Genomic DNA, 23,054 nt, shown 5'->3' with positions numbered 1-23,054 from the left:
CGACCCCGTTCTCTGGAGGCCCTCATGTCTGCAACCGCGAAGCTCGCCGTCGTCGAGACCAGGCTGCTCGTCCGCGAGCCCGGCTCGTTGTTCACCGTCCTCATCCCGATGTTCATCCTCATCGTCTTCGGCAGCTCGATCGGCCCCGACGACACGACCCTGCTGCCGATGACGATCGCCGTCGCGATCGGCCTCGTCGGGCTCTACCTCATGCCGACGGCCCTCGCGACGTACCGCGAGAAGGGCATCCTCCGTCGGCTCTCGACCACGCCCGTGCGACCGGCGAGCCTGCTGGTGGTGCAGCTGCTCCTCCAGTTCGTGCTCGCGCTCGTGAGCTGCGGCGCACTGCTCGCCGTCGCCGGTGCCGTGCTCGGCGCGCGGCTCCCGGCGAACGCCATGAGCTTCGTCGCCGTGTTCGCCCTCGGCACGGCGTCGATGTTCGCGATCGGGCTCCTGATCGCCGCCCTCGCGCCGAGCGGGCGCGCCGCGAACGGCATCGGCGTCCTCCTGTACTTCCCGATGGCCTACCTCGCCGGACTCATGCAGCCGGTCTCGCAGATGCCCGCTATCTTGGTGGAGGTCGGGGAGTTCACCCCGCTCGGCGCGTTACGCCAGAGCTTGCACGAGGTCTGGACGGGAGCGGCGCCCGATCCCCTGCTGCTCGGGGTCATGGCCGTCTTCGCGGTGGTCGTGAGCCTCGCAGCAGCCAGGTTCTTCCGTTGGGAGTGAGCACGATGGCGGCGACGGCGAAGCAGCTCGCGCTCCGCGAGCAGCGGCTGCTGCGTGTGATGGCCGTCGCGCCGTACCTGCTCCTCGCCGCGTCGACCGTGCTGGCGATGCTCACCGGCTCGCACGACTGGGACGATCGGCTCGTCACGCTGTCGCTCGTGCTGCTGGCGGCGGCGTGGATGTGGCTCATGGGCCGGCGACGCACCCCGGGCGCGGTGTACGTCACCGGGCTCCTCCTGCTCATCGCCGTGCTGTGCACCAGGGATGCATGGTTCGCGGGACTGTTCGGCTTCGTCGGGTACCTCCACTCCTGGCAGTACCTCCGCGGGTGGTGGCGGCTCGTCGGGCTGACCGCCACGGCCGCGATCACCGTCACGACCTACATGGGCGGACTGCCCGAGCCCGCCCCGGTGCCGGTCCTCACGTACGTCCTCTTCATCGGCGCGATCGTCGCCGTCGTCGCGCTGTTCAGCAGCATCGGGGATGCCACGAGCGCGCAGAGCGCCGAGCGCGAACGCATGGTGGCGCAGCTCGAGGAGACCATCCAGGAGAACGCGGGCCTGCACGCGCAACTGCTCGTGCAGGCCCGCGAGGCGGGGATCCTCGACGAGCGCCAGCGGCTCGCCCGCGAGATCCACGACACCATCGCCCAGGGACTCGCCGGCATCGTCACGCAGCTGCAGGCCGCCGAACGCGCCGGCGAACTCGGCAGCGACGACGTGCGGCGCCGCCACCTCGCGACCGCCGAGACGCTCGCCCGCGAGAGCCTCGCCGAGGCTCGCCGCTCGGTGCACGCGATCGCTCCGCCGGAACTCGAATCGGCGCGTCTGCCCGACGCGATCGCGGTCGTCGCGACCGAGTGGGCCCGACGGCACGAGATCGCCGTCGAACTCACCACGACGGGCGAGGTCCGGCCGCTGCATCCCGAGGTCGAGGTGACCCTGCTGCGCGTCGCGCAGGCCGCGCTCGCTAACGCCGGAGAGCATGCCGCCCCGAGCAGGGTCGGACTGACCCTCTCCTACATGGACGACGTCGTCACGCTGGATGTCCGCGACGACGGCGCGGGCTTCGACGCCACGCGGTCGGGCGGTGAGGCCGACCGCGGGTTCGGCCTCACCTCGATGCGTCAGCGCGTGGCCGGCGTCGGCGGCGCGTTCGAGATCGAGTCGGAGCCGGGCGCGGGCACCGCGATCTCCGCGAGCGTGCCGATCGCGTCACCGCCGACCCCGCCGACGAGGAGTGCCGATGCCTGAGTCCGTCATCCGGGTGCTCATCGCCGACGACCACCCGATCGTCAGGGACGGCCTTCGGGGCATGTTCGCCGGCGACCCCCGCTTCGACGTGGTCGGCGAGGCCGCCGACGGCGCCGAGGCCGTGGCCCTCGCACGCGCACTCGAGCCTGCCGTCGTGCTCATGGACCTGCGGATGCCGCGCGTCGACGGGGTGAGCGCGATCAAGCAGCTCGGCGAGCTCGGACTCACGACGCGGGTGCTCGTGCTCACCACCTACGACACCGACAGCGAGGTGCTGCCCGCGATCGAAGCCGGAGCGACCGGGTACCTGCTGAAGGACGCACCGGGCGACGAGCTCATGCGCGCCGTGGAGGCCGCGGCCCGCGGTGAGGCCGTGCTCTCCCCCGCCGTCGCGACGCGGCTGATGGGTCGTCTGCGCGAGCCTGAGTCGCCGCTCAGCGCCCGTGAACTCGAGGTGCTGCGCCTGATCGCGGCGGGCACGACGAATCGAGAGGCCGCAGCCCGCCTGTTCATCAGCGAGGCCACGGTCAAGACGCACATCCTGCACATCTACGCGAAGCTCGACGTCAACGACCGTGCGGCCGCGGTCGCCGTCGGGTTCCAGCGCGGGCTGCTCGACTGATTCGGGGCTCGGCTCACCCGGCACAGCTCGCGCGCGCCCCGCCGGAAGCCGTCTTGACCGAAGATGCTCGGGTGCGCAAGGGGTTGGGCGGTCGCGAACGCGTTGCTACTTTCGTGACATGTCATCACTTTCCGAGCAGCTGACACCCGCACTCGACATCGATGCCCGGCTCACCGAGATCGAACGGCGCGTGAACCTGCTCGTCAACCTCACGCCGCTCAACGCGGCGGAGGCGTGGGCGGACTTCGAACGCAGTGACTTCAGCACGGCCCCCACGCTGCGGCTGCGGCCGTTGGACTTCGATCCCGACCTGACGCACCGCGAGCTGTACGACCTCGAGGTGGAGAAGGTCGAGGACCCGGCGCTGCACACCCTCTTCCGGGCCAAGCGCGACGAGATCACCCGGCAGATCACCGCCCTGGAGGACCGCGACACCTCGAGGTTCCTCTACGGGTCGCTCCAGCTCTACGGAACGGTGGCCCCGCCACTGGCCTCGGCTGCGGAGGAGCTGCTCGAGGCCATCCCCCCGCAGGCGCCCAGCACCCAGACGGTCACCGCCGGGGCGTTCGCCGACGCGGCGCGTGCGGAGTTCGAGCGCTACCGCGAGCTCTACCCCGAATTCCCGGTGCACGTCGAGGTCCGCGACGACGTCGCCGACCTGATGGTGTCGTTCGGCCATCTGCTCATCCCCGAGTCCGCGGCCTTCCGGGCCGACCGGGTCGAGCCGCTGCTGCATCACGAGGTCGGCACCCACGTGGTCACCTATCAGAACGGGGCCCGGCAGCCGCTGACCCTGCTGACCATCGGACTGCCCGGCTACGACGAGACCCAGGAGGGTCTCGCCGTGCTCGCCGAGTTCCTGGCCGGCGGTCTCGACCCGCGGCGGCTGCGCGTGCTCGCCGCCCGAGTGGTCGCCGTGGGCAAGATGCTCGAAGGCGCCGGCTTCCTCGACATCTTCGAGTCGCTGCGAGCCGACCACCACATCCCGGCACGAACCGCGTGGTCGATCGCCGTCCGCGTCGTCGTCGGCGGCGGTTCGGTGAAGGACGCGATCTACCTGCGCGGGATCACGCGCATCCTCGATGCGCTCGCCGAGGGCAGCCGCCTCGAGGTCCTGCTCGTGGGCAAGCTCTCCCTCGACCACATCCCGTTGGTGCAGGACCTGCTCGACCGCGAGGTGCTGCAGGAGCCATGGATCCGACCACGCTGGCTCGACGTGCCCGGGGCGCAGGAGCGCTTGGAGAAGCTCCGCGCGGGCGCGACGGTCACCGATCTCTACGAGAAGGGGATGGCGGCATGAAGCTCGCGTTCCTGGTCAACGACGTCGACACCGAGATCGACGAGTACACGACCACCCGGCTCGCCAGGGCCGCCGCCAGGCGTGGGCACGAGACCTGGTACCTCGGAGTCGGCGATCTCGAGTTCGGCAGCAGCGACGGACTGTTCGCCGGCCGCGCACGCGCCGCGCGGTGGAAGGACGACGACACCCTCGCGAGCTTCATGGAGGGCATCAAGGCGCGCGACGCCGAGCGGATCGTTCTGGACGAACTGGACGTCCTCGTCCTGCGCAACGAGTCGATCGACGACCTGCAGGTGCGCCCCTGGGCCAGCCCGATGGGCGTGGTCTTCGGTCAGATGCTCGCGGCCCGGGGCGTGATGGTGGTCAACGACCCGAACACCCTCCATCGCGCGACGAGCAAGCTCTACCTCGAGGAGTTCCCCGAGCGGGTCCGGCCCAGGTCGCTCGTGACCCGCGATCCCGAGGCGATCCAGCAGTTCGTCGACGAGGTCGGCCACAGCGTCGTCAAGCCGCTCTACGGAGCCAAGGGCCGCAACGTCTTCATGATCGAGGGCCCCGAGGAGACCAACCTCGCGCAGATGACGGAGGCGGTCCTGCAGGACGGCTACGCCATCGTCCAGGAGTTCATCGACGGAGCCAAGGACGGCGATGTCCGCCTCTTCCTGCTCGACGGCCGCGTCCTCGAGCGCGACGGCAAGCCGGCGGCCTTCCGGCGCGTGCCGACGGGCAACGACCCGCGCGCCAACATCAGCACCGGCGGTCGCTCGGTGCCGCTCGAGCTCGGGGAGACCGAGCTCGGCATCGTCGAGGCGATGGGCGCCAAGCTCCGCGCCGACGGCATGTTCCTCGTCGGCATCGATGTGATCGGCAGCACGGTCGTCGAGATCAACCCCGAGAGTCCCGGCGGCTTCCAGAGCGTCGAGCGGCTCTACGGCATCGACATCGCCGAGACCGTCATCGAAGCCCTCGAGAGCCGTGCGGGAGCGGGTTCCTGACGTGCGCTGCCGAACCAGCGCCACCCCCGCCACCCGGTCGCCGGGAACGCGACGTCGATCCGGGCTCCGTGGACCCGACACTCAGCCTGGCCGTGAAAGACTGGTCGCCTATGTCGAACGAATTGGAATCGAACGTCATGACCGATGACCGACCCGACCTGAGCGGCGACTGGGACATCGACCCGGCGCACACCCGCATCGGCTTCTCGGCGAAGCACGCCATGGTGACCACGGTCCGTGGCGCGTTCAACGAGGTGACCGGCAGCTTCCACGTCGACTTCTCCGACCCGAGCGAGTCCACCGCTGAGATGACGCTCAAGGTCGCCAGTGTCGACACCCGCAATGCGCAGCGCGACGAGCACCTGCGCAGCGCCGACTTCTTCGATGCCGAGAAGTGGCCCGACATCGTCTTCCGCAGCACCCGGATCGAGGAGGTCGACGACAACGCCCTCGTCGTCTCGGGTGACCTGACGATCCGCGACGTCACGAAGCCGGTCACTATCCCGATCGAGTTCACGGGCGCGCAGACCGACGCCGCCGGCGAGCTCCGCGCCGGCTTCGAGGGCACTCGCCGGATCGACCGCCGCGAGTACGGCCTCGAGTGGAACATGCCGCTGGACACCGGCGGCCTGCTCGTCTCGGAGAAGATCACCTTGGAGTTCGAGATCTCGGTGATCAAGCGCACGGGCGACGCTGAGGGCTCGGCCGAGGCTCGCTGACCCCGGCGGGCCGATTCACGCGGCTCGATCTCGAGCCAACTGCGTGATCTGCTCAGGCCGCTCGACGGCGCACGCGATAGCGCAGGTGAAGCACCCGGTTGCCCTGGACGACGATGTCCGGGTCCTCCAGCAGATGCTGCGTGTCGACGGCGCCGAAGTAGCGCTTGCCGGAACCGAGCACGACCGGTGCCACGTCCAGGCGCACCTCGTCGACGAAGCCCGCGGCGAGCATCTGGCCGCCGACGTCGCCGGCAGCGACCTCGACGGTCCGGTCGCCCGCGAGCTCCTTCGCCGTGGTCATGGCCGTCTCGATACCGTCGACGAAATGGAACGGCGCACTGGCGTCCCAGCCCTCGGGTGCGGGCCGGTGCGTCACGACGACGACGTGGTCCACCCCGCTCGGAGGCTTCCCGTCCCAGCCGTCCGTGAGATCGAAGACGTGGCGGCCGGCGATCGTGACCCCGATCTGATCCCAGTACGGGCGGATGTGATCGTAGGAGGCTTGCGACACGTTGAGCGCGCCACTGTCGTCCAACGGCACGTCGCCGCTGACCAACCATTCGAACAGCGGACCGGGATCGTCGTTCTCAGCGGCGATGAAGCCGTCCAGCGAGACCGACGCGTTCATGACCACGTTGCCCATGGGTTCCTCCTCTGTCGATTCCCGAGTCTCGTGCATCGTGCGGGCGCGCGCTTGTAGGAAATCACTCGGCCGGCAGCGGCCAGCCCTCGAGCGCGTGGTCGGGATGTTCGCGGAGGAAGCGTAGCCGCACCTCCACGTACCGGGTCGGCGTGAGCCCGGTGAACTCCCGGAACTCGTGGACGAAGTGGGCCTGGTCGAAGTAGCCTGCGCGGGCGGCGACATCTGCCCAGTCGATCGGCGCCGCCACGTCGATCGCCAGCACGGTCGCGGTGAACCGGTAGCTGCGCGCCAGCCGCTTCGGCGTCACGCCGACGATCTCCTTGAACCGCTTCGCCACGTACGTGCTGCTGGGGCGGGAGGCCACGTCGAGGTCGCCGATGGGCACCGCTCCGCCGGTCTCCGCGATGGCGCTGCCCATCCTGCCGACGAGGTCCAGTCCGTCGACCGGGCGCAGCCGTCGCACCAGTTCCTCCTCGAGCAGCATCAGCATCCCGTGCGGTGCGTTCGCCGCGATCAGGCGGTCTCTCAGCTGGGCGACGGCGGGCCTGCCCCAGACCTGCTCCACCGTCGCCGGTCGGTCAGACAACTCGGCCGCGGGCATCGGGATGAACGGGGCCAGCCCCCACGGCCTGAAGTGGACGCCCACGGATCTCGTCGGGGTCGGGTAGCCGAACTCCCACGCGCGGGTGGGCATGGCGACCACGCAGCCGTCGGCGTACTCCACATCGCCGATGTCGGTGCCTGCTCGGACGAGGAACGGTACCCCGAGGTTGACGATGAGCAGCGGCGCGGGCGCCGCCGGCAGCAACAGCCGGGAGTACGGCGGGACGCCCTCCAGATAGTAGAGGTCGTCGATCAGCCCGTCGAGCGGTGGGCCGGGCACCCTGGACACGTACTCCACGCTGTCAGTATGGCCGACGGCCCCATGCAGAATCGGGCGGCGACGGCTTCGTTCGCCGTCAGAAGCCCGGATGAAGCGATGTTCGTAGGGCGGACGGGACTTGAACCCGTGACCGATGGATTATGAGTCCACTGCTCTGACCGGCTGAGCTACCGCCCCGCGCGCCGCATCACTCGGGGAGCGCTGCCGGTGCGACGTCGGTGACCGGGTCGGTCACCGGCCTCCCACGATACAGGCTCTCGAACGTCGAGAGCGTGCGCTGGATGTCGTGCGCGGCGATGAGCCGGATCGACTCCTCTTTCAAGCGCCGGTACTCCTCGGGCGAGGCCTCGAGCACGGTGCGGAGCTTCGCCGCGAGGTCTTCGGGGTTCGACGGTTCGAAGAGGTAGCCGTTCTCGCCGTCGTGCACGAGGTGGGGCAGCGCCATCGCGTTGGCGGCGACCACGGGCAGCGCGGAGGCCATGGCCTCCATCGTCACAATCGACTGCAGTTCGGCGATCGAGGGCATGGCGAGCACGGATGCCCGGTGGTAGGCCTCGCGCAGCTCTTCGTCGGTGACGTAGCCGGTGAAGGTCACCCGGTCGGCGATGCCCAGCTCGACCGCGAGGTGCTCGAGGTTGCGCTTCTGGTCGCCGCCGCCGACGATCTCGACCTTCGCGTCGAGCGAGGCGGGCAGCAGCGTCAGGGCGCGCAGCAGCACGTCGATCTGCTTCTCGCCGGTCACGCGGCCGACGAAGAGGATGCGGTTCTCGGTGCGGGGCTCCCAGTCGGGCGAGTACTTGTGCGCATCGATGCCGCAGGAGATCGCGTGCACGTTCGCGAGGTCGGTGTGGCGTTCGAGGAACTGCGCGGCGCGACGGGTCGGCGTGGTGACGGCCTCGGCGCGACCGAGGGTGCGACCGGCGGCCTTCCAGGCGAGCCCGACGGCCCACTCCTGCCAGGCCTTCGGCACGAGCGAGAACTCGAGCATGTTCTCGGGCATGACGTGGTTGGTGCCGATGATGCGGATGCCGCGCTTCTGCGCCTCGATCGAGAGCCCTCGACCGACGACGAAGTGCGACTGGAAGTGCACGACGTCGGGCTTGACCCGGTCGAGGACGCGGGCGCTGTTCTGCTTGATGCGCCACGGCAGCGCGAAGCGCAGCCAGTCGTGCGGGTACCAGCGCCAGCTCAGCAGGCGGTGCGCGGTGAGCTCCTGCCCCTCGTGCACCTCCTTCCACGTGCCGTGCTTGCGGCTCGCGGCCGGAGCCATGATGTGCACGTCGTGACCGCGCTCGACGAGGCCCGCGGCGAGGCGCTCGGCGAACCGGGCTGCTCCGTTGACGTCGGGGGCGAAGGTGTCGGCGCCGATCAGGATCTTGAGGGGGCGATCGGGCTCGGCGCCGGCGGGCGTACTCGCACCGGGGGTGTCAGACACGGGTCGTGTTTCCTCACAGTTCTGGGGGCGGGACGGTCGGTCCCGTCGAGTGCGCGGCGCGCGCGATGGGCGCGGCGGACTGAATCCGACCTTAGTCTACGCAGCGCAGCCGTGCGGGTGCCGTGCGCGCATGTCGGAAGCTCGCCGCGAGCGGTGCTCAGAGCCGCGTCTGCGGATGGTTCTTCGCGAGTTGGAAGACACCCCACACGGCGATCGCCCCCGACACGATGTAGATGATGATCGCCCAGAGCGGCGCCTGGGATGCCTCGCCCAGCACCGCGATGCCGATGATGACCGCCACCAGGGGGTCGACGACGGTGAGGCCGGCGATGACGAGGTCGGGCGGGCCCGAGGCGTAGGCGTTCTGCACGAAGTACGCGCCGATGGCGGTCGCCGAGAGCAGGCCGCCGATGCAGAGCACGGTGAGCCAGCCGAACTCGCCCTGCTCGATCTTGCCGAGCACGACCTTCGCGAGGGTCGCGACGAAGCCGTAGACGATACCGGCCATGATCACGTAGTAGATCGCCCGGATCTTCGCGCGGAAGAGCACGAAGGTGATGCCCGCGATCGCCAGGACGACCGCCAGGATGATGAGGATGATGATCAGCTGACGGTCGGTGACCGGCTTGTCGACGGCGGTGAACGCGGCGACGCCGACGAAGAGGAACACGCCGCCGACGCACATGATGATCGCGATGATCGACTTGCGGTTCAGCTTCACGTGGTTGACGCGCGAGTTCACGATCGAGGTGACGACGAGCGCGATCGCGCCGAGCGGCTGCACCACGATCAGCGGCGCGAAGTAGAGGCTCGAGAGCTGGAACACGATCGCCAGCCCGAGCATCAGCGTGCCGATGACCCACGACGGCCGCGCGAGGAGCAGCGCGAGCTGCTTGAGGTTGAGCCCCTTGCCGAGGGTGTCGACGGTGTTCGACTCGACCTTGACCACGCCGCGGTGCTGGAACTGCGCGCCGAGCGAGAGGAAGACCGCGCCGATGAGCGCGAGCGGGATGCCGATGAAGGTCTGGGGGTCGAGCGGGATCTGCTCGACGATTTCGGTCAGGTCGGGATCCACGCAACGACCCTACCCGTTCACCGCCGGATATCCTTGCCGAATGGCCGTGCTCCCCATTCGAATCTCCGGTGATCCGGTGCTGCACTCCCCCGCCCGCCCCGTCGAGACGATCGACGACGAGCTCCGCACCCTCGTCGACGACCTGTTCGAGACGATGGACAAGGCGCCCGGGGTCGGGCTCGCCGCTCCGCAGGTCGGCGTCGGCCTGCGTCTATTCACCTACGGCTGGGTCGACGAGGAGGGCACGAAGTGGCGCGGCGTCGCCATCAACCCCGAGCTGTGGATCACTCCCCCGCCCGCCGGCGAGCCCGACCTCGACGAGGAGTCGGAGGGCTGCCTCTCGTTCCCGGGCGAGCGCTTCGGGCTGCGCCGCGCCGAGCACGCGATCCTCCGCGCCACCGACCTCGACGGCAAGCCCTTCGAGATCGAGGCGCACGGATGGCTCGCCCGCATCTTCCAGCACGAGTTCGACCACCTCGACGGCATCCTCTACACCGACCGGCTCGGTGAGCGCGACCAGAAGATCGTCGCGAAGATCAGCCGCAAGCTCGGTTGGGGGCGCCCCGGCCAGCAGTGGATGCCCGGGGTCGACGACCTCGAGGGCTGAGTCCGACGGCGGATGCCACGCGCGGCCCGTCGCACGGACGTGCGGCGGCGCGCACGTGGCATCCGATCAGGTGAACGCCCGGATGCCGGCGGCGACGGCCGCAGCGACGATCACGACGATGACGAAGGGCACGCGGAGCGCGTAGAGCGCCGCCGCGACGATCACCGCGGGGACGCGCGCGTCGATGACGATGTCCTGACCTGCGCCGAGGGTCTGCACGGCGATGAGCGCCGCGAGGAGCGCCACCGTCAGCAGGTCGGCGATGCGCGCCGGCCGTTCCCGCTCGAGGAAGCCCGCGGGCACGAGGTGACCCGCGAGCTTGAGCGCGAGCGTCGCGGCCGACGCGACGAGGATGATGTGCCACGTCGTCATGCCGCGCGCCTCCGGGAGAACAGGTCGAACCAGCCCACCACGACGGCGACGACCGCGGCGACGAGCACGGGCATGCCGGGCATCAGCACCGGAGTGGTGAGGGTCGCGACGACGGCGGCGCCGACGGCGACGGCGCCCGCCTGGAACCGCTTGAGGCGCGGCCAGAGGAGTCCGAGGAACGCGGCCGCCGCGGCGGCGTCGAGGCCCCAGGCGCGGGTGTCGCCGATCGCGTCGCCGATGAGCGCGCCGGCGAGCGTCGTGACGTTCCAGCCGATGAAGATGACGATGCCCGTCACCCAGAAGCCGGTGCGCGCCGCACGGTCGTCGGACTGCGCGAGCGCGACGGCGGTCGACTCGTCGATCGTGAGCCAGGCGGCCGCGACGCGGCGCCCGACGCTCGCCGGGCGGCCGTCGGGGCCGGGGGCGGCGACGAGGGGCTTCATGCGCATGCCGTAGATGACGTTGCGGATGCCGAGCATCGCCGCCGTGGCGATCGCCGAACCGCCGGCGGCGACGCCGCCCGAGGCGAGCACGCCGACGAGCGCGAACTGCGAGCCGCCGGTGAACATCACGAGGCTGAGGAAGCAGGTCTGCCAGACGTCGAGGCCCGAGGCGACCGCGAGCGCGCCGAAGGAGATGCCGTAGACCGCGGTCGCGAGGCCGACGGCGAAGCCGTCACGGCGGGCGGCGCGTCGGGCGGCCGCGACCTCCTCGGGCGCGGGCTCGCCGGCGTTCCCCGCACCGTCCGCGTTCGCGATGTTCTCGGTGCCCTCGGTGCTCTCGGTGTCCTCGGGAAGGACCTCGTCGGGCTGCTCAGGCATCGCGCTCTCCCGTCGTCGCGGTGTCGGCGGCGATGCGGCCGGCGATGCGCAGCTCGAGGTCGTCGAGCTCGCCGGAGACGTCGGTCACCAGCCAGGCCCGGTCGCGCTTGCGGCCCGTGATCTCGCGGATCACGCCGGCCTCCTCGAGCCGGGCCACAGCTGGGGCGAGGTTGGCCGGGCCCGACCCGGTGACGCGGCCGATCTCGTCGATCGAGAAGACCGGGTGATCGAGCATCGCCGCGATGAGCTTCGCGCCCGCGGAGTCGGCGCGGAACGGAACGGCCTCCGCCCACGCGTGCGGGAGCTCGATGAGCCGCTCGGCCGAGACCCGCGACTCCTCGGCCGCGAGCCGCAGCCCCTCGGCGAGGTCGGCGACGAACGCCGCGACCCGCCCTGCCCGGTACTCGTCGATGAATGCGAAGTAGCGCTCGCGCTGCGCGAGCAGCGCGCTCGCCACCGGCACCACGCTCGTACCGGTGACCCCGCGGCGCCGGAGCACCGCGTTGATGATGGCGCGGCCGATCCGTCCGTTGCCGTCGGTGAACGGGTGGATCGACTCGAACTGCGCGTGCCCGACGGCGGCCTGCACGACGATGGGCACGTCGTCGCGGTTGAGGTAGACGACCAGGTCCTCCATGAGCGCCTCGACCCGACCCGGAGCGGGCGGCACGTGGAGCGCCGCGCGCGGCGCGTGGTCGCTTCCGCCGATCCAGTTCTGCATCGTGCGCCAGCGGCCGGCGTAGCGACCGTCGAGGGGGTCGTCGCCGAGCAGCCGGCGGTGCGCCTCCAGGATCGCGTCGCACGTGATCTCGCGGCGCGCGCCCGCGTCGTCGACGAGACCGGCCAGCGCCCGCGTCGCGGCGACCATGCTCTGCGCCGAGCTGTTCGACCGGCTGCCGGCCAGGGCGCGCGCGAAGTCCTCGGCACTGGCGTCCTCGTACTCGATGCGGCTCGAGGCGACCGAGTCGGTGCGCATCAGGAAACGGCCGAGCGCGGCGAGTCCGCCCGTCGCGTGCTCGGCGCGGGCGATCTCGACGACGGCGCGCTCGCACGCCGCTGCGAGGCTCGGCGGCGCCTGGAGATCGAGCTCGGCGATCATCGGCGGGACGCTCGCGTCGACGTGGTCGAGGGTGCGGTCGTCGCGGCTGCCGCCGCGCACCGTCTGCCGCCACGGAAGCCGCTCGACCTCGTGCGCGGGCCAGTCGCGCGTCTCGACGGGATGCGTCACCTGCACTCCCTCCAACTGAACATCTCTCGTTCGAGACTATCAGTTCGGGCAGCTAAGTGATCATAATGCGTCTCAAGATTGCACTTCGCGCGGCAGCCGACCCGCGGGCGACTCCGCGAGGTCGACGTCGAAGGCGACGGCCCGCACGGGCGCGCCGTCGAGATCCACGCGCAGCGGGAAGAACCCCACCCGCACCCGCGCCGACAGCCCGTCGAGCCCGCTGAGGTTCTCGACGATGAGGTGGTCGGCACCGAGCACCGCGTCGTGCACCGGGAACCCGCCGTCGCCGCCCGTGAGGTCGGGGCTCAGGGTGTCGACGGCGAGCACGTGCATGCCACGTCGCACGAGCTCGGCCGCCGCGGCCGCGTCGAGTGCGGGGTGCTCGAGCGCCGCGTCGGTGTCGAAGTGCCGCGCCCAGCCCGTGTCGACGATCACGATCGGCTCGACCCGCTCGGCGAGCGGTTCGCCGAGCGCCGCCTCGATCTCGGCGAGCCCGTAGACGGCGCGCGGCGCGAGCCCGGTGAGGTGCACGACGAGCGCCTCCCCCACGAGCTCGTCGAGATCGACCCGACCGGTCGTCCGCCCGCCCGCCACCGTGTGCGACGGCGCGTCGAGATGGGTGCCGGTGTGCGAGCCGAGGTGCAGCAGGGCCACGTCGACGCCGTCGGCCGCGAGCTCGAGCGCCGGCTCGACGCGCACGTCGGGATCGCCCGGGTAGACCCGCATCCCGTCCGTGACGGGCCGGCTGAGCTCACGCATGCGCCGCGGCATCCGCGCCGTCGTTCGCCTCGATCTCGGCGAGGTGCACGCTCGGCTCGCCCACGTGGCGGGCCCGCTCGGGCAGCATGGCGAGCAGGTACAGCACGAAGGTGATGACGAACGCGGGGATGGTCGCGCCGACGGGGCTCGGCCACACGTAGACCATGAGGTACGACGCGACCGCGCCGATCGCCCAGGCACCGACCGCGATCCAGTTGACGCCCGCGAGGTACCAGTACCGGCCGCCGCGCGGCTCGAGCAGGTCGCGGGTGTACGACGAGCGCTTGATCAGGTAGTAGTCGACGATCATGATCGCGAACACGGGCACGAAGAAGGCGCCGATCACGGTCAGGAACGTCGTGAACTGGTCGAGCAGCGCGAGCCACGTCGATCCGAGGATGGAGATCACGCCGACGACGAGCGCGGTCGGCAGGAAGCGCAGCTTCGCTCGGCCGGCGCTCGCGTTCACGATCGAGGTGGTCATGCCGTAGACGACCATCGAGTTCGTCGCCATCACCGAGACGAAGATGACGATCGCGATCGGCGCGCCGAACGCCGCGACGAGCACGCCCGGATCGAACGCGGCGGCCTCGCCGCCCGAGAGGATGACGTAGCCGATCGCCGTCGCACCGAGCGTCATCGCGATGACCGTCGAGAGCGTGTACCCGATGCCCGAACCGAGGATGCCGGCGCGGCTCGAGACCGCGAGCCGGTTGAAGTCGGCCGACAGCACCGTCCACGACACGGCGGTCGCGATGACGATGTCGAGCACGATCGCGGGCGTGTACCCGATCGAGAGGTCGACCGGGATCGCCTGGTAGGCGCTCGGTGCGAAGCTCGAGAACGCGATCACGAAGATCCACGCGATGATCGCGAGCATGAGCACGGCGAGCCACGGCTCGACGCGTGCGATGCCCTCGTGGCCGAAGATCGCGAGGATCACCACGATCGTCTGGCACAGCACCGAGAAGAGGATCGGGCTCGAGAAGCCCGTGAGGCCCTCGACGAGGTAGTTCACGGTGACGCCCGCGAGCATCGCCTGCACCCAGCTCCAGCCCATGAGGATGATGACGTTGGCCGCCATCGGCAGGTAGCCGCCGCGGGTGCCGAAGGCGCCGCGGGTGAGCGCCATGGTCGGCAGGCCGGTGCGGGTGCCGATGTTGCCGACGAGCGTGAGCACGACGGCGCCGCCGAGCGTGCCGAGCACGATCATCGTGATCGCGACGCCGAAGTCGACGGCGGGGATGAAGAGGGTGCCGGTGAGCAGGGTGGTGACGACGAGGTTCGCCGCCAGCCAGATCATGCCGATGCGCGGCGTCGACAGCGTGCCGCGGACGGGCCCGGAGTTGTCGGCCTGTTCGGCGAGGCGGCGGTCGAGACGGGTGTAGAGCGACATTGCTTCTCCTCGGGGGTGGAGGTCGGGGTGGGTCGTCAGTCGGTGGGCGCCGCGGCGCCGGCACCGGTCAGGGGCGAGAGGTGCTCGTGCACGGCGAGGAGCGCGTCGCCGTCGACGCGGAAGACGATCGTCTCCCGCTCGCGGTACGCGTCCTCCCCGTCGCCGGTGTCGACGCGGGTGGCGACGTCGTGCGAGAACACGGCGCCGCCGGGGTACGCCTGCACGAGCCGGTTCGTCGACTCGCACGAGAGCACGTGCCAGCCGCCCGCCGTCCACTCGGCCCACAGGGCCTCGTAGGCGGCGCGGTCGTCGAGACGGGCCGCCTCGGTGTGGAACATGAAGCTCGCGTCGGGGGCGAAGCCGGCGAAGTACCGGGTGCCGTCGGTCGCGGCGAACGCGTCGACGATGGCGTCGGCGGCGGCGAGCACCTCGTCGTGGGCGGGTTCACGGGTGGTCATGTCGATCTCCTTCGATCGGGGTCGGGGCGGTCGGTTCCGGGCCGCCACTGCTTCGGAGATCACCGCAGACCCGGTCGCGCGGGCGCGATCCGGTCCGAGGTTGCGGTGATCTCCGATGGCATGGCGGCGTGATGGGTCAGGATCGGGGCGCCATCGCGCTGATGAGCTCGTAGGCGACGTGGGATGCCGCGACCGCCGTCAGCTGCGCGTGGTCGTAGGCCGGGGCGACCTCGACGACGTCGGCGCCGACGATGCGCTTGTCGGCGAGGGCGCGGATGATGCGGAGGAGCTCGCGGCTCGTGAGCCCTCCGGCCTCGGGAGTGCCCGTGCCCGGCGCGTGCGCCGGGTCGAGCACGTCGATGTCGATCGAGATGTAGAGCGGCTTGTCGCCGATGCGGGCGCGGATGCGCTCGATCGCCGTCTCGACCCCCTGCTCCTCGATGTCCTCGCTGGTCACGATCGCGAAGCCGAGTCGCGCGTCGTCGGTGAGGTCCTCGACGCCGTACAGCGGGCCGCGGGTGCCGACGTGCATGCTCGCGGTGAGGTCGATGAGCCCCTCCTCGGAGGCGCGGCGGAAGGGGGTGCCGTGGGTGATGGGAGCGCCGAAGTAGGTGTCCCACGTGTCGAGGTGCGCGTCGAAGTGCAGCACCGCGACCGGGCCGTGCTTCGCGGTGACGGCGCGCAGCAGCGGCAGGGCGATCGTGTGGTCGCCGCCGATGACGACGAGCCGGTCGGCGTGCGCGTCGAGCGAGCGGGCGCCGGCTTCGACGTCGGCGACGGCCTCGTCGATGTCGAAGGGGTTGACCGCGATGTCGCCGGCGTCGGCGACCTGCTGGACGGCGAACGGCAGCACGCCCTGGGCGGGGTTGAACGGGCGCAGCAGGCGGGAGGCCTCGCGCACGTGCGACGGGCCGAAGCGGGCGCCGGGGCGGTAGCTCACCCCGCTGTCGAAGGGCACTCCGACGACGGCGATGTCGGCGTGCGCGACCTCGTCGAGGCGCGGCAGGCGGGCGAAGGTGGCGATGCCGGCGAAGCGCGGCACCCGGCTCGCGTCGACGGGACCGATGGGCTCGGGCCTCGCGGCGGCTGCGCCGGAACCTGCGGTGCCGGCCGACTCTTTGTGTTGCATATTCGTAAACCTTTGGTATCCTTGGGGAAACTTTGCGGCCATGCTACGACGCCCACGGCGGGCTGTCAACGGGAGCGAGCCGTCCGTACCGAGGAGGCGCAGGTGCCCCGACCCGTTCCGCCCGTCCCGAGCGACTCCCCGCTCGCCATCGGCGCCCGCATCCGCAACGCCCGCACGGCGCAGGGGCTCACCCTCGCGCAGGTCGCCGAGGCGAGCGGGCTCACCAAGGGGTTCCTCAGCCGCCTCGAGCGCGACGAGACCTCCCCGAGCGTGGCCACCCTCGTGCAGCTCTGCCAGGTGCTGTCGCTCACCATGGGCTCGCTCTTCGCGGAACCCGAGATCCAGCACATCTCACTGCACGACGCACCACGCGTGAACTTCGGCGGCACCGGCGTCGTCGAGCGGCTCGTCTCGCCGCGCAGCGAGTCGCGGGTGCAGGTGATCCGCTCCTCGATGGCGCCGGGCGCATCCGGCGGCGCCGAGCTCTACACGATCTCGAGCGACGTCGAGGTGCTCCAGGTCCTCGAGGGATCGGTGACGGCTCGCTTCGTCGACCGCTCCGTTCAGCTCGCAGCCGGCGACTCGCTCACCTTCCCCGGTCGCGAGCCGCACAGCTGGGAGGCGGGCGACGATGGCGCCGAGGTCGCCTGGATCATCGTCCCCGCGCCCTGGAGCGGCGCCGCGTAGCCCCCACCCGCAGGGTTCTGCGACGCCGACGATCCGTTCCTGTGTTAGCGTCGGGTCGATCGTGACCCGTCGACAGGAGGTGAGACCCATGAACGCAGTATCCGCAGTGGGTGCTCCCCCGCCGTCCACGATCGCGCGACTGGGCTAGTCGCCACCCGGAGCGCCCTCTACGCATCGCGAAAGGCGACTCCCATGAACTCGAACTCCCTCTCCGCATCTCCCTCGTCGACCCTGCGCCGGGCCCTGGTGCTCGGCGGCGGTGGATCGACCGGCAACGCCTGGCTGATCGGCGTCGTCGCAGGCCTCGACGCCGGCGGGCTCGACGTGACACGAGCCGAGCTGACCGTCGGCACCTCCGCCGGATCGACGGCAGCCGCACAGCTCGCCGGCGCGCGGCCGAGCGAACTGTACGAAGCCGCGCTCGCACCGCTGCCGGCACGGCCCCGCCCGCAGGCCGCCAGCGGTCATCGACCCGATGCACGCACGGCCGTGCACGACCACCTCGATCGGATGCAGCGCCTCATCGACGCCTCGGGCGACGCCGCCGAACTGCGCCGCCGAGTCGGCGCGGCGGCTCGCGAGCTCCCGGGCTCGAGCGACGCCGCCCGCCAGTCGCAGTGGCGCGCCACCGTGGCCGCGCGGCTGCCCGAGCCCGACTGGCCGGAACACGAGGTGCTCCTCACGGCGATCGACGCCGAGAGCGGCGAGCCGGTCGCGTTCGACCGGCACAGCGGCGTCGAACTCGTCGACGCCGTCGCCGCCAGCTGCTCGAGCGGCTTCGCCTACGCGATCGGCGACCACCGCTATCTCGACGGCGGCTTCAGGTCGAACGCCGAGAACGCGGACCTCGCCGCCGGGTACGACCGCGTGCTCGTGCTCTCGCCATTCGGCGGCCGATCGCTGACCCCGATCGAGTGGGGCACGCACCTCTCGACCCAGCTGGACGCGCTCCGCGCCCGCGGCAGCCTCGTCGAGACGATCTTCCCCGGTCGGGACGCCGAGCACCTGTTCGGCGCCGATGCGATGGACCTGTCGCTGCGGCCGGCCGCCGCTCGCGCCGGGTACGAGCAGGGCGTCGCCGTCGCCGCTCGGATCCGGCCCTTCTGGACCTGAACCGCACCACGGCGCGAACGCAGAAGCCCCGCATCTCGCGGAGATGCGGGGCTTGTTCGCTCCCCCACTTGGACTCGAACCAAGAACCTATCGGTTAACAGCCGATTGCTCTGCCAATTGAGCTATGGAGGATCACGCGCATACTGGCCTCACGGCGTCGCTTGCGTGCAGAGATACTGTAGCAAAGGGATGCCCCGACTCCCAATTCGAGGCGACCTCGCATCTGAGTGCCCTCGAGTCGGGGCTCAGTAGCCCGCGTCGAGGTCGATGCGCCCGACGAATTCGGCCTCACCGAGGAAGGCCCGCACGTTGTGCTCGACCCGTGCCGCGAGCAGCGCGGGAGTGGTCGCCATCGCGTCGGCGACGTGCGGCGTGATCACGCAGTCGGTCGAGCTCCAGAGCGGATGGCCCGCCGGGAGCGGCTCGGGATCGGTGACGTCGAGCCCCGCACCGCCGAGGTGCCCCGAGTCGAGCGCGGCGACGAGTGCCGCCGTGTCGACGATCGGCCCGCGCCCCACGTTCACGACGACGGCTCCGGGCGCGAGCGCGGCGAGCACGTCCGCGTCGACCGCGCCCCGGGTCTCGCTCGTGAGCGCCGCCGCGACGATGAGCGCGTCGGCCCCCGTCGCGACCTCCTTCAGACGGTCGAGCGTCACCGTCCGCACGGCACCCTCGACGTCGCCGTCGCTCCGGCGCACGACCGAGACGCGCGCACCGAACGGCGTCAGCAGCCGGAGCAGCTCGGTCGCGATTCCGCCTGCGCCGACGATGACGACCTCGGTACCGTGCAGGCTGCGGCTCGCGTGGTCGCGGCGCCACTCGCCCGCGCGCACTCGTCGCGGGAGCCGACGGAGCAGCGCCAGCGTCAACGTCAGCGCGTGCTCGGCGACCGGTGCGGCGTAGACGCCCTTGCCGCTCGTCCAGACCCGCCCGTCACCGCGGAAGGACGGCAGCACGTCGGCGAACGGGTCGATGCCGGCCCAGGGCAGCTGCACCCACCCGGCGTCAGGCGCGCGATGGAGCGCCTCGACGAGGGCGGTGCCGCCCGACGAGCCGCTCCAGACCACGCCGCGCGTGGTCGGCCCGAGCGGAGCGACGACTCCCCCGCCCCGCTCGACCGCGCCGACCAGCCCCGGCTCGGCATCGGGCACGACCGCGATCGTGCCACGGGCGCCCGGGGTGCCGCGCGCGGCCGAGGCATCCGTCATGCCAGGGGCTCGGCCAGGTCGTCGATCACCGCGTGCCCGCCGTCGAGCGCCCCTGCGAGGGCCTGGACGTAGGGGTGGTGCGGGTCGTGGAAGACCTCGTCGATCGTGCCGATCGCGGCGAGCTCGCCGCGATCGAGCACCGCGATGCGGTCGGCGATGCTGCGCAGCACCGGCAGGTCGTGGCTGATCAGCACCGCCGAGAAGGCGTGACGCTCGCCGAGCTCGGCGATGAGCTGCGCGACCGCGTCGCGCACCGTCAGGTCGATGCCGGCCGTCGGCTCGTCGGCGATGAGCACCGACGGCCCGAGGACGAGCGCGCGTGCGAGGGCGACGCGTTGACGCTGCCCGCCGCTCAGCTCGTACGGGTACTTCTCGAGCATGCCGAGCGGCAGACGGACCCCGTCGAGCATGGTGGCCACCCGGGTCGCGAGCGCCCTCGCGTTGTACCGGCGGTCGCGCTCGAGGATGGGCTCGCCGATGATCTCGGCGACGCTGTGGTCGGGCGGCAGCGTCGACGCGGCGTCCTGGGGCAGGTAGCCGACGTGGAAGCGGTACTCGGCCACCTTGCGCTTGGGAAGCCCCCGCAGGGGCTGCCCGAGCACGGTCGCCTGCCCGCCCGTGATCACCGGGCGCGCCTCGTTGCCCCGCGTCTCGAAGGCGGCGCCAGAGAGCACCTTCGCGAGCGTCGACTTGCCGCTGCCCGCGCTGCCGAGCACTCCGAGCACCTCGCCCGGCGCGACCTGGAGCGACAGGCCGTGCACGGCGACGTGCGCCGGACTGGCGCCGCGCGGCGGATACTCGAGCGACAGGTCGCTCAGGACGATCGGGTACCCGTGGGCCGTGCCGCGCATCAGTTCGCCTCCCGGAGTCGGCGGAGTTCCTCTCGGCGTTCGGCCTGCGCGACCGGGTCGGGCACGGGCAGGGAGGCGAGCAGGCGCTGCGTGTACGGGTCGCTCGGCGCACCGAGCACCTCGGCGCCCGTGCCCTCCTCGACGAGGCGCCCGTGGTACAGCACCGCGATACGGTCGGCGAGCAGGTCGACGACGGCGAGGTCGTGGCTGATGAACAGCGACGCGAAGCCGAACTCGCGCTGCAGCTCGGCGAAGAGCTCGAGCACGCGGGCCTGCACCGAGACGTCGAGCGCGCTCGTCGGCTCGTCGGCGATGAGCAGCTCGGGCTCGAGGGCGAGCGAACGCGCAAGGCTCGCGCGCTGGCGCTGGCCGCCCGAGAGCTCGTGCGGGTAGCGGTCGCCGTACGCCTTCGGCAGCTGCACCGCCTCGAGGAGCTCGTCGACGCGGGGGCGCGCCGCTGCGGCGTCGCCGGCCCGGCCGTGGATGATGAGCGGCTCTGCGACGCACTCGGCGATCGTCAGCAGCGGGTTGAAGCTCGACGCCGGGTCCTGGAAGACGAAGCCGATCCGGCTGCGCAGCGGCCGGAACTCGCGTTCGGAGAACCCGTTCATCTCGTGCCCGAGCACGCGGAGCGAGCCGCCCGAGACCCTGGTGAGTCCGGCGATCGCGCGCCCGATCGTCGTCTTGCCCGAGCCCGACTCTCCGACGAGCCCCAGCACCTCGCCGGGCCGGATCGCGAGGTCGACGCCGTCGACCGCGCGGAAGCCGGGGCGGCCGAAACGGCCCGGGTAGACGATCTCGAGCCCCTGCGCGGCGACGACGGGCGCCTGCTCGGCCCATCCCTCGGGTCGTGCCGCGGCGCGTGCCTCGGCCTTGGCCGAGCCGGTGCCGACGAACGGCACGGCGGCGAGCAGCGCCTTGGTGTAGTCGGCCTGCGGAGCCGAGAAGAGCTGCTTCGCGTCGGCCTCCTCGACGACCTTGCCCTGGTACATGACGGCGACGCGGTCGGCGAGGTCGGCGACGACCCCCATGTTGTGGGTGATCAGCACGATGCCCATGCCGAACTCGTCGCGGCAGCGGCGCAGCAGGTCGAGGATCTCGGCCTGCACCGTCACGTCGAGCGCCGTCGTGGGCTCGTCGGCGACGATGAGCCCGGGGTCGAGCACGAGCGCCATCGCGATCACGATGCGCTGCTTCTGCCCGCCCGAGAACTCGTGCGGATAGTGGTCGATGCGCACCTCGGGCTCGGGGATGCCGACGCGCCGCAGCACGTCGATCGCCTTCGCGCGGGCCTCCTTCTTCGAGAGGTCGGAGTGCGCCTGGAGCCCCTCGATGATCTGCCATCCGACCGTGTAGACCGGGTTGAGGGCCGTCGACGGCTCCTGGAAGACCATCGCGACGTCGGTGCCCCGGATGGCGCGCAGCGTGCGCTTCGGGACGGAGACGACATCGTGCTCGGCCGTGCCGGCCTTGTTCGACAGGATCACCGCCCCGCTGGCCGTCGCGGTCTCGGGCAGGAGCCCGAGGATCGTCTTGGCGGTCACGGTCTTGCCGCTGCCCGACTCGCCGACGATGGCGAGGACCTCGCCGCGCTCGACCGACAGCGAGACGCCGTCGACCGCCTTCACCGCGCCGGCGTCGGTCGCGAACGAGACGCCGAGCCCTTCGATGCTGACCACCGTGCTCACGGCTTGACCTCGATCCCGTGTTCGTCGAATGTGGCTTCGTCTTCCAGTCCGGAGAGGCCGCCAGGCCCCGCCGTCAGCGTGCCGCCGGGCACGACCGAGGTCTCGGCGACGACGCCGGCCGACTGCGCGACCCTGCGCCGCCCGCGCAGGCGCGGGTCGGCGAGGTCGTTGAGGCTCTCGCCGACGAGCGTGATGCCGAGCACCACGAGCACGATCGCGAGACCCGGGTAGAGCGCGGTCCACCAGATGCCGCTCGTGACGTCGGAGAGCGCCTTGTTGAGGTCGTAGCCCCACTCGGCCGCCGCGGTCGGCTCGATGCCGAAGCCGAGGAAGCCGAGGCCAGCGAGGGTGAGGATCGCCTCCGACGAGTTCAGCGTGAAGATCAGCGGCAGCGTGCGGGTCGCGTTGCGCAGCACGTGACGGAACATGATGCGGCTGTTCGAGGCGCCCAGCACCTTCGCCGACTCGACGAAGGCCTCGGCCTTGATGCGCACGGTCTCGGCGCGGATCACGCGGAAGTACTGCGGGATGAAGACCACCGTGATCGACAGCGCCGCGGCGAACACGCCGCCCCACAGGTTCGACTGCCCGCCCGAGATGGCGATCGCCATGACGATCGCGAGCAGGAGCGACGGGAACGCGTAGATCGCGTCGCAGATCACGACGAGCAGCCGGTCGAGCCAGCCGCCGAAGTAGCCCGACACGAGACCGAGCAGCACGCCGACGACGAGCGACAGGGTCACCGCGATGATGATCACGAGGATCGCCGTCTGGGCGCCCCAGATGACGCGCGAGAGCACGTCGTAGCCGCCGACGGTGGTGCCGAACACGTGCTCGGCCGAGGGCGGCTGCTGGCTGCCGAACGGACCGTCGGCGTCGCGCAGCTGCGCGAAGCCGTACGGCGCGAGCAGCGGCGCGAAGATCGCGGTCAGGATGAAGAGCGCGGTGACGACGAGGCCCGTGACGAGCATGCCGCGCTGCAGGCCGACGCTCTGCCGGAGCTGGTGCACGACGGGGATGCGGTCGCGGAGCCGTCGCTTCTGCACCGGCGCTGCAATGGGGGTCGATTGCGTGGTCGACATG

General features: G+C 71.2%; 24 protein-coding genes and 2 tRNA genes. 9 read left to right on the top strand and 17 right to left on the bottom strand.

Going from position 1 to position 23,054, the window contains the following annotated elements; genetic code table 11:
- The first annotated feature begins 24 nt into the window (after positions 1 to 24).
- The 6 genes from ACFVSL_RS14720 (at position 25) to ACFVSL_RS14695 (ending at position 5,618) form a co-directional block, all read left to right on the top strand.
- A complete protein-coding gene (locus tag ACFVSL_RS14720) occupies positions 25 to 729 on the top strand; it encodes an ABC transporter permease (RefSeq protein WP_386941721.1) in 705 nt (234 codons plus the stop codon).
- Positions 726 to 1,982 (top strand): sensor histidine kinase, encoded by a 1,257-nt coding sequence (locus ACFVSL_RS14715; RefSeq protein ID WP_386941876.1) that lies wholly within the window; start codon positions 726 to 728, stop codon positions 1,980 to 1,982. Before ACFVSL_RS14720 ends, ACFVSL_RS14715 begins: the two co-directional genes overlap by 4 nt.
- Positions 1,975 to 2,604 carry a response regulator gene (locus ACFVSL_RS14710; RefSeq protein ID WP_386941720.1) on the top strand — a complete coding sequence of 210 codons (630 nt, stop codon included), beginning with the start codon at positions 1,975 to 1,977 and terminating at the stop codon, positions 2,602 to 2,604. The genes ACFVSL_RS14715 and ACFVSL_RS14710 overlap by 8 nt, the downstream gene beginning before the upstream one ends.
- 118 nt (positions 2,605 to 2,722) lie before the next feature.
- Positions 2,723 to 3,904, top strand: a complete 1,182-nt coding sequence (locus tag ACFVSL_RS14705) for a flavohemoglobin expression-modulating QEGLA motif protein (protein ID WP_386941719.1) — start codon at positions 2,723 to 2,725, stop codon at positions 3,902 to 3,904.
- A complete protein-coding gene (locus ACFVSL_RS14700) occupies positions 3,901 to 4,899 on the top strand; it encodes a glutathione synthase (RefSeq protein ID WP_386941718.1) in 999 nt (332 codons plus the stop codon). Before ACFVSL_RS14705 ends, ACFVSL_RS14700 begins: the two co-directional genes overlap by 4 nt.
- A 137-nt stretch (positions 4,900 to 5,036) precedes the next feature.
- Positions 5,037 to 5,618, top strand: a complete 582-nt coding sequence (locus tag ACFVSL_RS14695; protein WP_386941717.1) for a YceI family protein — start codon at positions 5,037 to 5,039, stop codon at positions 5,616 to 5,618.
- A gap of 52 nt (positions 5,619 to 5,670) precedes the next feature.
- Here the strand turns inward: ACFVSL_RS14695 and ACFVSL_RS14690 are convergent, their stop codons facing one another.
- The 5 genes from ACFVSL_RS14690 to ACFVSL_RS14670 form a co-directional block, all read right to left on the bottom strand.
- Positions 5,671 to 6,261, bottom strand: a complete 591-nt coding sequence (locus ACFVSL_RS14690; protein WP_386941716.1) for a dihydrofolate reductase family protein — start codon at positions 6,259 to 6,261, stop codon at positions 5,671 to 5,673.
- 61 nt (positions 6,262 to 6,322) lie between these two features.
- Positions 6,323 to 7,162 carry a helix-turn-helix domain-containing protein gene (locus tag ACFVSL_RS14685; RefSeq protein WP_386941715.1) on the bottom strand — a complete coding sequence of 280 codons (840 nt, stop codon included), beginning with the start codon at positions 7,160 to 7,162 and terminating at the stop codon, positions 6,323 to 6,325.
- Between the two features lie 85 nt (positions 7,163 to 7,247).
- Positions 7,248 to 7,321 (bottom strand) — tRNA-Ile (locus ACFVSL_RS14680).
- A gap of 10 nt (positions 7,322 to 7,331) precedes the next feature.
- Entirely contained in the window at positions 7,332 to 8,579 is a 1,248-nt protein-coding gene (locus ACFVSL_RS14675) for a glycosyltransferase (protein ID WP_386941714.1), read from the bottom strand.
- Between the two features lie 157 nt (positions 8,580 to 8,736).
- Positions 8,737 to 9,654: a DMT family transporter gene (locus ACFVSL_RS14670; RefSeq protein ID WP_386941713.1), complete on the bottom strand. Its 918-nt coding sequence runs from the start codon at positions 9,652 to 9,654 to the stop codon at positions 8,737 to 8,739.
- Between the two features lie 40 nt (positions 9,655 to 9,694).
- Here ACFVSL_RS14670 and def point away from each other — a divergent pair, with 40 nt between their 5' ends.
- Positions 9,695 to 10,261 (top strand): peptide deformylase, encoded by a 567-nt coding sequence (def, locus tag ACFVSL_RS14665; RefSeq protein WP_386941712.1) that lies wholly within the window; start codon positions 9,695 to 9,697, stop codon positions 10,259 to 10,261.
- Between the two features lie 66 nt (positions 10,262 to 10,327).
- On the opposite strand, the gene ACFVSL_RS14660 is transcribed toward def, so the two are convergent.
- The 7 genes from ACFVSL_RS14660 to speB form a co-directional block, all read right to left on the bottom strand.
- A complete protein-coding gene (locus ACFVSL_RS14660; RefSeq protein ID WP_386941711.1) occupies positions 10,328 to 10,633 on the bottom strand; it encodes an AzlD domain-containing protein in 306 nt (101 codons plus the stop codon).
- On the bottom strand, positions 10,630 to 11,454 hold the full coding sequence (locus ACFVSL_RS14655; protein WP_386941710.1) for an AzlC family ABC transporter permease: 825 nt from the start codon (positions 11,452 to 11,454) through the stop codon (positions 10,630 to 10,632). The genes ACFVSL_RS14660 and ACFVSL_RS14655 overlap by 4 nt, the downstream gene beginning before the upstream one ends.
- Complete coding sequence (locus ACFVSL_RS14650) at positions 11,447 to 12,682, bottom strand: Fic family protein (protein WP_386941709.1); 1,236 nt, start codon at positions 12,680 to 12,682, stop codon at positions 11,447 to 11,449. The genes ACFVSL_RS14655 and ACFVSL_RS14650 overlap by 8 nt, the downstream gene beginning before the upstream one ends.
- Positions 12,683 to 12,754: 72 nt before the next feature.
- On the bottom strand, positions 12,755 to 13,441 hold the full coding sequence (locus ACFVSL_RS14645) for a cyclase family protein (RefSeq protein ID WP_386941708.1): 687 nt from the start codon (positions 13,439 to 13,441) through the stop codon (positions 12,755 to 12,757).
- Positions 13,434 to 14,837 carry a purine-cytosine permease family protein gene (locus ACFVSL_RS14640; RefSeq protein WP_386941707.1) on the bottom strand — a complete coding sequence of 468 codons (1,404 nt, stop codon included), beginning with the start codon at positions 14,835 to 14,837 and terminating at the stop codon, positions 13,434 to 13,436. Before ACFVSL_RS14640 ends, ACFVSL_RS14645 begins: the two co-directional genes overlap by 8 nt.
- Positions 14,838 to 14,872: 35 nt before the next feature.
- Positions 14,873 to 15,295, bottom strand: a complete 423-nt coding sequence (locus tag ACFVSL_RS14635; RefSeq protein WP_386941706.1) for a YybH family protein — start codon at positions 15,293 to 15,295, stop codon at positions 14,873 to 14,875.
- 136 nt (positions 15,296 to 15,431) lie between these two features.
- Complete coding sequence (gene speB, locus ACFVSL_RS14630; RefSeq protein ID WP_386941705.1) at positions 15,432 to 16,424, bottom strand: agmatinase; 993 nt, start codon at positions 16,422 to 16,424, stop codon at positions 15,432 to 15,434.
- 102 nt (positions 16,425 to 16,526) lie between these two features.
- On the opposite strand from speB, the gene ACFVSL_RS14625 reads away from it, so the two are divergent.
- Together ACFVSL_RS14625 and ACFVSL_RS14620 are read left to right on the top strand one after the other, a co-directional pair.
- The gene (locus ACFVSL_RS14625) at positions 16,527 to 17,111 is read left to right on the top strand and encodes a helix-turn-helix domain-containing protein (RefSeq protein WP_386941704.1); all 585 of its coding nucleotides are present in this window, start codon (positions 16,527 to 16,529) and stop codon (positions 17,109 to 17,111) included.
- A 192-nt stretch (positions 17,112 to 17,303) separates the two neighbouring features.
- Positions 17,304 to 18,224 (top strand): patatin-like phospholipase family protein, encoded by a 921-nt coding sequence (locus tag ACFVSL_RS14620; protein WP_386941703.1) that lies wholly within the window; start codon positions 17,304 to 17,306, stop codon positions 18,222 to 18,224.
- A gap of 59 nt (positions 18,225 to 18,283) precedes the next feature.
- Here ACFVSL_RS14620 and ACFVSL_RS14615 read toward each other — a convergent pair.
- From ACFVSL_RS14615 to ACFVSL_RS14595, 5 genes are all read right to left on the bottom strand, one after another.
- A tRNA-Asn gene (locus ACFVSL_RS14615) sits at positions 18,284 to 18,356 on the bottom strand.
- A 113-nt stretch (positions 18,357 to 18,469) separates the two neighbouring features.
- The gene (locus tag ACFVSL_RS14610) at positions 18,470 to 19,432 is read right to left on the bottom strand and encodes an NAD(P)-dependent oxidoreductase (RefSeq protein WP_386941702.1); all 963 of its coding nucleotides are present in this window, start codon (positions 19,430 to 19,432) and stop codon (positions 18,470 to 18,472) included.
- A complete protein-coding gene (locus tag ACFVSL_RS14605) occupies positions 19,429 to 20,283 on the bottom strand; it encodes an ABC transporter ATP-binding protein (RefSeq protein WP_386941701.1) in 855 nt (284 codons plus the stop codon). Before ACFVSL_RS14605 ends, ACFVSL_RS14610 begins: the two co-directional genes overlap by 4 nt.
- The gene (locus ACFVSL_RS14600; protein ID WP_386941700.1) at positions 20,283 to 21,971 is read right to left on the bottom strand and encodes an ABC transporter ATP-binding protein; all 1,689 of its coding nucleotides are present in this window, start codon (positions 21,969 to 21,971) and stop codon (positions 20,283 to 20,285) included. Before ACFVSL_RS14600 ends, ACFVSL_RS14605 begins: the two co-directional genes overlap by 1 nt.
- Positions 21,968 to 23,053 (bottom strand): ABC transporter permease, encoded by a 1,086-nt coding sequence (locus ACFVSL_RS14595; RefSeq protein ID WP_386941699.1) that lies wholly within the window; start codon positions 23,051 to 23,053, stop codon positions 21,968 to 21,970. The genes ACFVSL_RS14600 and ACFVSL_RS14595 overlap by 4 nt, the downstream gene beginning before the upstream one ends.
- Position 23,054: the final 1 nt, after the last annotated feature.

The organism is Agromyces sp. NPDC058064, assembly GCF_042885275.1.
Classification (GTDB): domain Bacteria; phylum Actinomycetota; class Actinomycetes; order Actinomycetales; family Microbacteriaceae; genus Agromyces.
The sequence above is the reverse complement of the archived record's forward strand: the minus strand, read 5'-3'. Positions and strand labels throughout refer to the sequence as shown.